Below are 12,207 nucleotides of genomic sequence, written 5' to 3'. Positions count from 1 at the left end.
TCATGCCCCAGTTTCTAAAGGATTTCTTCAATCGCAATGGCACCGGCATGGGGTTGGCGATTTTGGGCCTGGTCCTGTTCTGGACCATTGGGCTGATCATCTTGCCGCAGTTGTCGATGCTGGACTTTTCATTCCGTCCGAACCTGCCGCCGCCAGAGATTGGCGGGCCCAAGGACGTCTATACGCTGGAGAACTACAAGTACTTGATCTACGGCCCCGAGGGCGGCAGTCAGGACTACAACACAGTCGACCTGAGAGTGTTTTTCCGAACCCTTGTGGCGGCTGTCTGTGTGACGATCTTCAATCTGATCATCTGCTATCCAATCGCCTACTACCTGGGACAATCCGAAGGTAGCCATATCCGCATCTTTGCGATCATGCTTATCATTCCCTATTGGATCAACGAGATCCTGCGCGCCTTCGCGCTGCGCATTATCTTCGGTGAAACCGGCGTTCTGAATACGTTGTTCATGGGCATGGGGATCTGGGATACACCGTTTGACTTCATCCGCAACGATATCGCGCTCTATGCGGGTTTGGGCTATGCCTATATCCTGCTGATGATCTTCCCGATGTATAACGTCATTGAAAGTCTGGATAAAAACCAGATCGAAGCCGCTCGGGACCTGGGTGCGCCATGGTGGCGGATTCACTGGCGCGTGGTTATTCCTTACGCCAAGCCGGGCATCAGTTCGGGCTGTACTATGGTGTTCATGTTAAGCGCTGGTGCGCTGGCCGCTCCGCAGATTTTGGGAGGACCGTCGAGCCTGTGGTTCACGCAGCTGATCTACCAGCAGTTTAACGACAACAATGACTGGCCACAGGGGGCGGCTTACGCCATCGTGCTACTGGTGACCTGTATCCTGTTCGTGTTGGCGGTGATGCGCCTGTTCAAGGTGAACATGGGGGATATCGGGAAATGAACAATTCCTTCCTCCGCATAAGCATCTGGGTCTATCTGGCGATCTTCTTCCTGTATCTGCTGGGACCGCTTGTGATCATGTCGATCACCGCGTTCAACTCGTCCGGTTTTCCTCGGATGAGCCCGTGGGAATGCCTGACCTTCCAGTGGTTTGGTGAGCTGTTTCAGGATCAGCGTATCCTGAACGGTATCAAAAACTCGTTGATCATCGGGCTTGGAACGGTTGTTCTGTCCGTGGCGATGGGCCTGGCAGGCGCGCTGATGCTGACTCAGATCTGGCCCAAGTTGCGTGCGACCTATTACACGATCATCATCGCACCGATCCTGATCCCGGGCGTGGTTCTGGGTATCTCGACACTGGTGTTCTGGGATCGGATCAACCGTATGCTCGGACTGGGGGCAGACAGCTTCTTGTCAAATGGCATTTTTCTGACGGTGATCGGCCAATCCACCTTTATCGCCAGCTACTGCATGCTGGTGCTGGTGGCACGTTTGCAGCGCTACGACGTAGCTCTGACCGAAGCGGCCCTGGACCTTGGCGCCAGCCATGCACAGGCTTTCCGCAAGATCTTGCTGCCGTTCATGCGCCCGGCGATTGCCTCGGCGGCGGTGTTGGCATTCCTTGCTTCGTTCGAGAACTACAACACCACCACCTTTACGTTTGGTGAATACCCGACGCTGACAATCGAGCTGGCCCAGAAGGTCCGGTATGGCATCACACCCGCGATTTCTGCGCTGGCATTTATCATCGTGGCCTTGACCGTGTTCTTTGCCTTACTGAACGAAGCCAAGCTCAAGCGTCAGGAACTGGTCGCGGCGGCACGCAAGAACGCAACGGTTGAGGAACTGGCCGGCAAAATCAAACTGCCCAGCTTCTTTGCCGGAAACGCAGCGGCGGTTCTGGTGGTTGTGTTTGCGATTGCAACGATCACGGTTGTCGGCACTGCAACGGCCTACGACCCCGGTCAGTGCATTGCCAACGTGCGCGAGCAGAAACAGCTGGAGGCCGAACAACGCATTCAGGAACTGCGCAAGCAGCGTGAAGAGCGCCGTAAGCAACGCGAAGCCGAAGAAGCCGAACAGGGTGAGGCGCAATCCACGCCCAAGCCATCAAACAACAGTGGCTTTGGAAACGTGTTTGCCCCCAACTCTCTGGGCGGAGACGAAAGCGAAAGCAACGATGGTTCGTCCGAGGCCGACCCGGCCCCATCGAACAACAGCGGGTTCGGAAACGTCTTCGACCCCAACAGCCTGCAAAACGACTAGCGTCGCAGGTTGATAGCCAAGGCATCCGCCCGGATCAGGATCAGCCCTGTCCGGGCGGATTGCGTTTCAGGATGGCGACATCGCAGCCTTGAACAGTTTGACCCTTCCAGATCACCGGGCTTGCATTGTAGTTGATCAGGAACACATGATCAGCTGTCTCGCGCATCCGCAAGCCTTGTGGCATGGCTTGCACGATCAATCCTGTTTGCTTTGCCGCCATCGCAATGACCCGATCCCAAAGCTGTTCATCAGGAAATCCCGCCAGATACCAAAGCCCGTTTTCCCCCTTGAGCGCGGCTGCCCCATCTTCGAAGTTCAGCAAATCGGTGGCTGAACCCGACAGTCGATCAACCCAATGAAGGGCTGCGCCACCGCCATTAACAGGTCGCTCAACCGTCGGAGGAAGCGTTTCGACCAGATCGACGTCACAGTCCAATGCGCTCAATCCGGGGCGGCCATTCTCGGGAATTTGGAAATCACGGGTAATGGCTCCGCTTCGGGGGCCAAGGATGGCGAGGTTACACGCCGATTTCAGACGGCGCTCCAAATCCTGATCAAGTGTCGCCAGCCCCGGTGCAAGGATCAGATCGTAATGTCCTGAGAGGTCATGGGTAGATACAAAATCCACCGACAACCCTGCGCGTCGCAGCGCGCGATACGCCGCAAAGACCAGTCGGAAGTAATCAAACCCGGCCCCCTGCGGCTGAGTGGACCATGCCCAGTCCGACGCATATTCGAACAAAATAGCCACTTTGGCTTGCGACTGCCGGACGTCACCCAGTTCCGACAGTGTATCCGCGGTTTGACGCGCTTCAGTCAATGCAGGTGCAGGACGGTTGTTTGACGTCAACAAGCCTGCGTGCATCTGCTCTTGCGCGAAGGGGGCTTGTCGCCAACGAAAATAGCTCACCACTTCAGCGCCATGAGCAACGGCCTCCAGAGACCACAGCCGTACCATTCCGGGAAGGGGCGCTGGGTTATAAGGTGCCCAATTCACAGGACCGGGTTGCTGTTCCATCACCCACCAACGTCCGCGCCCGACGGCCCGGTACAGGTCGTGATGAAACGCCTGCATATCCGGGTCGCCTTGTTGCAGAAAGGCGATCTTTTGCGCATCGTCATCTTCCAGCCGATCCGACAAAAATCCAATTGGATAACTGTCCCAGGTGGCAATATCCAAATCTGCGCCGACCTCGAAGTGATCGAAATCCAGAACCCGGCCCATGTAATTGTGCAGCAGTGGCGCGTCGGTCAGCTGCCGCAAAACCTCAACCTGAGCTTTGTTGAAAGCCACAACCTGATCTGAGCTGAACCGTCGGAACGCCAACACATGAGCCGGGTTCGGTTCGGTTACGGTTTGATTGGGTAGGTCAATCTCGTCAAAACTGGCATATTCCATTGACCAGAACACATTGCCCCATGCTGTATTCAGCGCTTCGACGGTGCCATATTGAACTGCCAACCACTGTTGGAAGGCGCGGAGGGCAGGGGCACTGTAGCTGACCGTTGTGTCATGACACCCGTATTCGTTGTCGATCTGCCATGCTGCCACCTGCGGATTACGACCATACCGTTCGCCCATGATGCGGGCGATGCGTGAACATTCGTCGATATAGCCTTGGTGACTAAAGCAATAATGTCGCCGCGACCCAAACTTGCGCGGGGCCCCGAGTTCATCCACTGCAAGCATATCCGGGTGTTTGTCGATCATCCAGCGGGGCGGTGTCGCCGTTGGCGTACCCAGCACAACCTTCAACCCGGCGGACCCAAGTGTTTCGATCGCACGGTCCAGCCAATCGAGTTGCAGATTACCCGGCTGAGGTTCCATACGGCTCCAGGCAAACTCACCGATCCGAACCCAGGTCAGACCGGTGGTGATTATGCGCGCTGCGTCCTCCGCCCACATCGCCTCGGGCCAGTGTTCGGGATAGTAGCAAACGCCAAGTTCCGGCTTCATAAAATGACCCTGTGTTCTGCCTGACCCCGCCCGACATTTAGCGCGGCAAAGGTCTTTCCGTTGTTTGGTTGCGCTTCGATTTCGTCGGCACTTAACCCCTGACGCGCTGTTGTGCAGAAAAGGGTGCTCAGATCACTGCCGCCAAAGGCCGGGCAGGATGTATGCGCCGCGTCGTAAGAAACGGCACGCAGGAATTGTCCCTCAGATGTATAACAGGCAACCCGGCTCGCACCCCATTGGGCAATCCAGATGTTTCCAGCTGCATCAACCACAGCGCCGTCGGGGTTCAACCCTTCCGCCCGAAGATCCAGAAAGACCGAATGATCCCCTTCAGGCCACCCGGTTTCCGCGTCCAGCTTCCAACGCCGAACCTGCCCTGTCACGGTATCGCAAAAATAGGCAACCGACCGATCCGGAGCAAAACAGATCGCGTTTGAGATTGTCACATCCGCAACCAGACGCCTCAACGCGCCTTTCCAGAACCGATAGATCGATCCGGCTGCTGGTTCCGCATGCTTTCCCATCGTTCCGATCCAGAAGCCACCCCAAGGGTCGGCCCGACCGTCGTTAGAGCGGGTGACTGAGTTATCTGCCTCCAACGGTGTGATCAGGCTGCAGTCCGCAGTGGTCAAGTCAAAACGCCAAAGCCCGGTTTCCGACGCCAGCAGCAGCGTATCGTGGTCCACCCATCCTGCAGCAGAGACATATTCTTCAAATGCCCAGCTCTGCGGCCCTTGTGCGCTACGGGTCATCAGGCGTTTGCCGATGATGTCGAACCAATACAACTGTTGCCGTTCGGGATGCCACAAAGGCCCTTCACCCAATTCACAGGGGCGATCATCGAAAACAGTGCTCATCCCACCGCCTTGTCATAGGCGGCAACGATCTGGCGGGCGCGGTCTGATATCTCGGTCACGTCCATGCCAGGTTTATATAGCGCCGATCCGATCCCGAACCCATCTGCCCCGGCCTTGATCCACTGATCAAAATTCTCAGGGCCCGCACCACCCACGGCAAACACCAGCGCACCGTCAGGCAAAACCGGGCGCAAAGCTGCCAGTCCGGCAGGTCCTGCCATCACACCGGGAAACAGCTTTAGCCCTGTGGCGCCGGCCTTTAGTGCCCCGAACGCTTCGGTTGGGGTATAAACACCCGGCCAGCTTTGCATCCCCAAAGCGACCGTGCGCCCAATGACCTCGGCATCATAGTTTGGCGATACGATCAGTTTACCCCCGGCATCCGAAACAGCATTGACCTGATCGATGGTTAAAACCGTGCCTGCTCCGATCAGTGCCTGATGCCCGAATACCCTGGCAAGAATAGCGATACTATTTAACGGGTCGGGTGAGTTGAGCGGCACTTCGATACGGTCGATTCCCGCGTCAAGTATCACGCGCCCAACGGCTTCGGCGTCGGACGGATTAAGCCCACGAAGAATGGCGATGATGGGACGGCTCATGAATTCACCTTGTCTTTTGCCAGAGCAAGCCCTGCCAGTGTCGCCGCAGTGGCATTTTCAGTTTCGACAAACGCACCTTGTTGCTTCAGCGCAGTTGCATAAATCTGCGAAACACCGTCGGCACCAATCACGGCCAACTGTTGTCCCAACCAATAGGGTCGGGTGGCGGCCAGCTCGGCACCGATCAGCAACCCCGAAAGCTGCGCCCGAGCGGTGCCTTTGTCCTGACCGTGTAGCAGATCTGCTGCGCGCAGACCGAATAGGCGTGCAGCCAGTTGTTCGGGCTTGGACAGGGTATCTGCAACGGCGTCCACAAATGCGTTATCATCCCAACCTTCGCAAACCGAGTGTCGCAGCACCGATTGCCCAGACAACAGATCGAACATCTCTCCCGTCATGAATGTCCGAAAGCTGACAACTTCGCCCGCGCTGACCTGAACCCACTTTGTATGCGTTCCGGGCAAACAGATCACCCCATCCCAATTCTGCCGCGCGGCAAGAAATCCTGCGATCTGCGTTTCTTCGCCACGCATAACGTCCGGCGGTGCCATCTGTTTCAGACCGGGCACGACAAAGGCACAGATGCGTGGATCGGTGTCGGGAACGCGGATTGGCGCGTCGGGCAGTGGTTGGCTTGGAACTGCGCCATAAGGTGCCTCGACCCAGCCCTGCCGCGCACCAACCATACCGCACGCGATTACGTCCACCGGGGTATCCGCCAGCCATGTTTCAACAAGCGCAAGCAACGCCGCCTGAAACCCATCCTTGCCAACTCGGGCCATTCCTGCGTCAGACCGTGCCTGATCCAGCACGGTGCGCCCCTGCATGGCCCACGCGCGCAGATGGGATGTACCCCAATCAACAGCGATCCATTCAGTATTCATCACGTCACCCCGTAACCACAACGCCACCGTCAACGACCACGCATTGGCCGGTCATCGCGCGGCTGGCCTTAGACGCCAGAAACAGGGTGGGCGCAATCATGTCTTCAGGTGTCAGATGCTCTTTCAGGCATTGCCGGTCCAGATGTGCAGCCAAATCTTCGGGCGTGGCCCACATGTCCAGCTGTTTCTGCGTCAGAACCCAGCCGGGCGCCAGGGCGTTGACCCGGATGTTCTGTGGCCCAAGCTCGCGCGCCAAAGAGCGTGTCATGCCCGTGATCCCGGCGTTTGACGTCGTGTAGATCGGATAGCCCGCGTTGCCCATCATATAGCTGATTGAACTGAAATTGATGATCGCACCCCCGTCTTTCATCTGCCGGGCGGCTTCCTGACAGGCGAAGTAATAGGCTTTCAAGTTGACCCCGATCATCCAGTCCCAGAACTCTGGCGTTGTTTCGTCCAAGGCGTGCCGCTGATCGTTGGCCGCGTTATTGACCAGTACATGCAAAGGCCCATGTACGTCGGCGGCCTTGCGCATGGTTGCGTGCAGCAATTCGGTATCGGTCATGTCACCCTGCATGAAAAGCGGCGCGCGGCCATGCTTGTCGCGCATCTCGTCAACAAACCCGCTGGCGTCCGAGCGACCGATGAACGCAACGTTGGCCCCCTGAGCCATAAAACCATCTGTCAGCGCCGCGCCGACGCCCGAGCCTCCGCCCGTGATATAGACAGACGCCCCTTTCAGGTCATGAAATGTTGCTAGTTGGGGCATCAGTGGCTCTCTCTGGTTACAAGGCGAGTGTCTTTGCCCACAAGGAAATCAAGATCAGCGCCCTGATCTGCCTGAAGCACGTGGTCGATGTAAAGTTTCGCGTAACCACGGGAGTAATACGGCTCATCCGGCTGCCACGCGGCGCGACGGGCGTCCAGTTCCGCTTCATCAACCAGTAATTCCATCTCACCCTTGCTGGCCGAGATACGAATGCGGTCACCGGTTTTCACCAGTGCCAGTGTACCACCGGCTTGCGCTTCGGGGCTGACATGCAGAATGACAGTGCCATAAGCGGTACCGGACATGCGCGCGTCTGAGATGCGGATCATGTCACGCACGCCCTCTTTCACCAGCTTGGCCGGGATCGGCATGTTGCCAACCTCGGGCATGCCGGGATATCCCTTGGGGCCGCAGCCTTTCAGGACCAGAATAGTATCAGGTGTGACCAGCAGATCATCTCGGTCGATATTGGCTTTCAGGTCTTCGATGTTTTCAAAAACGTAAGCCTCGGACTCGGTTTCCAGAAATTCATCCGTCGCCGCCGATGGTTTCACGATCGCCCCGTTGGGCGCCAAGTTGCCTCGCAAGACGCGCAGACCGGCGGCAGGTTTCACCGGATCGTTGAAAGGGCGGATGACGTCCGTATTGAAGCACTCGGCCCCTTCATAATGGGCTGAAATGTCCTTGTTCAACACGGTTTTTGCCTGGCGAAGGAAGGGTTTAAGCTCGTTCAGCACGACGGGAACCCCGCCTGCGTAGCAGAAGTCCTCCATCAGGTATTTGCCCGAAGGCATACAGTTCACCAGTAGAGGAATCTCAGACCCAATCTCAAAGTCCTTGAGCGTTAGATCAACTCCTACACGGCCTGCCAGAGCCAACAGGTGGACCACAGCATTGGTTGACCCACCCACAGCAGCATTCGCCAAAATGGCGTTCTCGAACGCTTCCTTGGTCAGGATGTCCGAGGGCTTCAGGTCTTCGCCCACCATCTCGACGATCCGTTTGCCGGTCAGATGTGCCAGCGCCATACGGCGGGCATCCACTGCGGGCAGGGCAGCATTGGTAGGCAGGGACATACCCATCGCCTCAACCAGCGAGGCCATGGTGCTGGCAGTCCCCATGGTCATACAAACCCCCGCGCTGCGAGACATGCCGGATTCGGCGTTCATGAAATCCTGCAGCGTCATTTCCCCAGCGCGGACAGCCTCGGAGAATTTCCAAACGTCGGTGCCCGAACCGATATCCTGCCCGCGATATTTGCCGTTGAGCATCGGGCCGGAGCTGACCACGATTGACGGCAAATCGACCGAGGCTGCGCCCATCAGCTGCCCGGGCGTTGTCTTGTCACACCCGCCCAGCAGGACAACGCCATCAATTCCGTATGCGCGGATGCTTTCTTCGACATCCATCGCCAGCAGATTGCGGAACAGCATGGCGGTCGGCTTCATCTGTGTTTCGCCCAGTGACATGACGGGGAATTCGACCGGAAAGCCACCTGCCTCCCACACACCGCGTTTGACGCCTTCGGCCAGATCGCGCAGGCCCGAGTTACAAGGCGTCAGTTCGGACCATGTGTTGCAGATGCCGATGATAGGGCGCCCATCAAAAGCGTGGTCAGGAAACCCTTGGTTCTTCATCCACGAACGATGGATGAACCCGTCCTTGTCGAGTTTTCCATACCAATGTGATGAGCGGCGCTTTTTTGTCATTTTTTGTTAGCCTTCTAGTCTCGCGGTCAGGCGGCTTTGGCGGGTTTGCACCAATCCGGCAACCAGTCTGCATGTGCGTCCAGTAGATCGCTCACCAGGCTGCGGATTTGACGAAGGTCCAATTCGGCAGCGGTGTGTGGATCCATCATCGCGGCGTGATAGATGTATTCGGGGTTCTGATCGACCAATGCGCGGACCGTCAGTTCCTGCACATTGATTTGGCTGCGCATCAACGCGATCAATTGGGGCGGGATGTCCGTGACAACCGAAGGCTGGACACCATTACTGTCAACCAGGCAAGGCGTTTCGACAGCGGCACCCAGTGGAAGTTGGGGAATTTGACCGGTGTTGGGCAAGTTGCCGTAGGCTGTATAGGGCGTATCCGTGACGATGGCGTTCATCAGGTCGGCCGCGAATTCGTGGCTTCGAATGACTTCAATGTCGCGGCCGTCGGTCAACGTCTTGGCCTGTTCTTTCCAGTTAGCGACCTGTTCGACACAACGGGTTGGGTACTCGTCCAGCGGGATCGAAAACTGTTCGATCAGATCCTGGCGTCCGTCCTTGATGAACCACGGGACGTATTCCGCCAGATGTTCCGAGCTTTCAGTGCAGAAATAGCCCAGGTGGTCCATTACTTCGTAACGCACTTTGTTGGGGCAGCGCGGCATCAGCAGGGGTGGTTTTGGGATTTGGCCATTGGCATACCCCTGCCTCAAAGCGGGGTAGAGATCGCTGTTTTGATGTTCAAGTTTCAGGAAGAAGGCCACATGATTGACGCCCGCAACCTTGTAGTGGATGTCCTCTTTGCGCAGGTCCAGATCATGAGCTAGTTCCTCGACCGTGTTCTGAACCGAATGGCACAAACCAACATGTTTTAGGCTGGGGAATTGCTCGGCCAAGGCCCAGGTGTTGATCGCCATCGGGTTTACGTATTGTAGCAGTGTTGCGTTGGGACAGAGCTGCATCATGTCCCGTGCTACGTCCCATAACACAGGAACCGTGCGCAGCCCGCGCATGATGCCACCGACGCCCAGCGTGTCGGCAATGGTCTGGCGCAGGCCATATTGCTTGGGGATTTCGAAATCGGTGACAGTGCAGGGCTCATACCCCCCGACCTGAAAGGCGGTAATGACAAAATCTGCGCCATCCAACGCAGCGCGGCGGTCAGTATGGGTTGTAACCGTCGCCCCTGTACCGACCGACTGGATCATAGCGCGAGCTACAGCTTCGCTTTCGGCAAGCCGCTCGGGGTCTATGTCCATCAGTGCAAATTGGCTGTTGGCCAATGCAGGGGTCAGCAGGGCGTCACCTACGATGTTCTGCATGAAGATCGTGGAACCAGCCCCGATAAAGGTGATCTTTGTCATCTTACAAACTCTTGGTTTGACGTTATTTTACGGCACCGAGGGTCAGGCCCGCGATAAAGTGTTTCTGCATCAAGAAGAACATGGCAACCGGCGGTAAAGCTGCAACGATCGAGCCTGCACTCATTAACTGATAGGCTGCCCTGAACTGCGCGTTAAAGCTGGTGATTCCTGCGGTGACAGGCTGGCTTTCAGCGCCTTGGGTCAGCACGACGGCCCAAAAATAGTCGTTCCAGATAAAGGTAAAAATCAGCACGCTAAGCGCTGCAATTGCCGGTTTCATCAATGGCAGCACGACGTACCAGAATATTCGCCATTCGCTAATGCCTTCCACCCGAGCAGCTTCGATCAACTCGAAGGGCAGGGCGCGAATGAAGTTCCGCATGAACAGGGTGCAGAACCCGGTCTGGAACGCGATGTGGAACAGGACAAGGCCGGTTTTTGTGTTGTAGAGACCAAGTTCAAGGGTGAGGTCGCGTACGGGTACCATCAGAATCTGGAAGGGTACGAAGTTGCCCGCGACAAACATGAAAAAGATCCAGAGGTTCGATTTGAACTTGTAGATCCCCAACGCGAACCCGGTCATGCAGCTAAGCGCGACGGCTCCGATCACAGTTGGGATGGTGATCATGAACGAGTTCAACAGATAGCGCGGCATGTCCGAGTTGAAGAATACCTGCCCATAGTTGAACGCACCTTCAAAGCTTGATGGCAATCCCCAGTAATTGGCGTTTGTGAAATCCGCGGCGGGCTTGACCGAAAACAGGGCAACCGCCAGCAGTGGACCCAGCCATAGCAACAAGGCCAGCGGCAGCATGGCCTGATAGGTGATCTGCGCCGCTCGGGGTTGTTTTTCGATGGGTTTGGGAAACATCTCAGTGCCCCTTTTCTTCGCGGTACATCGACCACAGGAAGTAGGCGATGAAGCAGAGCATGATGAGGAACAGGATCACTGCGATTGCAGCGCCATATCCCATGCGGAAGCCGTATTCGGACAGGGCAACCTCGAACATGTAGTAGGCCAGCACCCTAGATGATCCGAAGGGTCCGCCTTGGGTCATGATCGAGATCAGGTCGAAGCTGCGCAAAGCGCCGATGATTGTAACAACAAATGCGATGAAGGTGGCGGGGCGTAGTTGTGGCAGGATGATGTGCCACAGCATTCTCCACCCTTTTGCACCGTCCAATCGCCCGGCCTCAATCTGTTCCGGATCCACAGCGTTCAAGCCCGTCAGATACAGTATCATGCAATATGCGGTTTGCGGCCAAAGACCGGCGAAGATGATGCCATAGGTGACGAACCGTTCGTCGCCCAGCACATTCAGCGGGCCAAGGCCTAAGAAACCAAGGAATTCGTTCAAGAGCCCGAAGGTCGGGTCATAAAACCACGTAAATACAAGGCCCACGACCACCTGAGAGATTACGAACGGGAAGAAGAACAGGGATTTGTACAGGCGGATGCCCCAAACCGTCTGGTTTAGGAATAATGCGATGAACAGGCCCGCCGGAATCGCCAGAAGATAAAGGATCAGCCAGATCAGGTTGTTTTTCAACGAGATGAAAAAAGCATCCCGATCCACCCATTCCCAATACAGGTCTTCGTAATTCCGGAACCCGACATATTCGGCTGCGCCCAAACCGTCCCATTCGTAAAGGGACAGGTTGAAGGATTGGAATACCGGGATGATCACATAGACCATGAAGAACAGCAGACCCGGCGCCAGGAACAACCACGGCGCAATTCGCTGCTGGTTGCGGTGAAACCAGCTTTCTTGTTCTGGGATGTCGGCGGCAACGGTCATGACGGTGTTCCGGGTGATAAGGGGTGGCGGGCTGAAGTCCGTCCTACATTTCAGGGGATAGGTAGGCCGGGCAAT

General features: G+C 56.6%; 11 protein-coding genes. 2 read left to right on the top strand and 9 right to left on the bottom strand.

Features of this window, described 5'->3' with window-relative positions; all coding sequences use genetic code 11:
- Positions 1-2: 2 nt before the first annotated feature.
- Positions 3-923 (top strand): ABC transporter permease, encoded by a 921-nt coding sequence (locus tag GS632_RS07420; protein ID WP_171176974.1) that lies wholly within the window; start codon positions 3-5, stop codon positions 921-923.
- Positions 920-2,188, top strand: a complete 1,269-nt coding sequence (locus tag GS632_RS07415) for an ABC transporter permease (RefSeq protein ID WP_171176976.1) — start codon at positions 920-922, stop codon at positions 2,186-2,188. The genes GS632_RS07420 and GS632_RS07415 overlap by 4 nt, the downstream gene beginning before the upstream one ends.
- Positions 2,189-2,228: 40 nt before the next feature.
- Here the strand turns inward: GS632_RS07415 and GS632_RS07410 are convergent, their stop codons facing one another.
- From GS632_RS07410 to GS632_RS07370, 9 genes are read right to left on the bottom strand one after another with little or no spacing between them, the layout of a single operon-like run.
- Complete coding sequence (locus GS632_RS07410; RefSeq protein WP_171721328.1) at positions 2,229-4,145, bottom strand: beta-galactosidase; 1,917 nt, start codon at positions 4,143-4,145, stop codon at positions 2,229-2,231.
- Positions 4,142-5,002, bottom strand: coding sequence for an SMP-30/gluconolactonase/LRE family protein (locus GS632_RS07405; protein WP_171176980.1), 861 nt, complete (start codon positions 5,000-5,002; stop codon positions 4,142-4,144). Before GS632_RS07405 ends, GS632_RS07410 begins: the two co-directional genes overlap by 4 nt.
- The gene (locus GS632_RS07400) at positions 4,999-5,604 is read right to left on the bottom strand and encodes a 2-dehydro-3-deoxy-6-phosphogalactonate aldolase (RefSeq protein ID WP_171176982.1); all 606 of its coding nucleotides are present in this window, start codon (positions 5,602-5,604) and stop codon (positions 4,999-5,001) included. The genes GS632_RS07405 and GS632_RS07400 overlap by 4 nt, the downstream gene beginning before the upstream one ends.
- Complete coding sequence (locus tag GS632_RS07395) at positions 5,601-6,488, bottom strand: 2-dehydro-3-deoxygalactonokinase (protein WP_171176984.1); 888 nt, start codon at positions 6,486-6,488, stop codon at positions 5,601-5,603. The genes GS632_RS07400 and GS632_RS07395 overlap by 4 nt, the downstream gene beginning before the upstream one ends.
- Positions 6,489-6,492: 4 nt before the next feature.
- Complete coding sequence (locus GS632_RS07390; RefSeq protein WP_171721329.1) at positions 6,493-7,257, bottom strand: SDR family NAD(P)-dependent oxidoreductase; 765 nt, start codon at positions 7,255-7,257, stop codon at positions 6,493-6,495.
- Positions 7,257-8,966: an IlvD/Edd family dehydratase gene (locus tag GS632_RS07385; RefSeq protein WP_171176988.1), complete on the bottom strand. Its 1,710-nt coding sequence runs from the start codon at positions 8,964-8,966 to the stop codon at positions 7,257-7,259. Before GS632_RS07385 ends, GS632_RS07390 begins: the two co-directional genes overlap by 1 nt.
- Positions 8,967-8,992: 26 nt before the next feature.
- Entirely contained in the window at positions 8,993-10,333 is a 1,341-nt protein-coding gene (locus tag GS632_RS07380) for an alpha-glucosidase/alpha-galactosidase (protein WP_171176990.1), read from the bottom strand.
- Positions 10,334-10,355: 22 nt separating this feature from the next.
- Positions 10,356-11,204 carry a carbohydrate ABC transporter permease gene (locus GS632_RS07375; protein WP_171176992.1) on the bottom strand — a complete coding sequence of 283 codons (849 nt, stop codon included), beginning with the start codon at positions 11,202-11,204 and terminating at the stop codon, positions 10,356-10,358.
- A 1-nt stretch (position 11,205) separates the two neighbouring features.
- Positions 11,206-12,132 carry a carbohydrate ABC transporter permease gene (locus tag GS632_RS07370; RefSeq protein ID WP_171176994.1) on the bottom strand — a complete coding sequence of 309 codons (927 nt, stop codon included), beginning with the start codon at positions 12,130-12,132 and terminating at the stop codon, positions 11,206-11,208.
- Between the last annotated feature and the right edge of the window lie 75 nt (positions 12,133-12,207).

The organism is Ruegeria sp. HKCCD7296 (genome assembly GCF_013110775.1).
In the GTDB taxonomy this organism is placed as follows: domain Bacteria; phylum Pseudomonadota; class Alphaproteobacteria; order Rhodobacterales; family Rhodobacteraceae; genus Ruegeria.
Note: the sequence above shows the minus strand (reverse complement) of the source record. Positions and strands in the feature narration are given on the sequence as shown.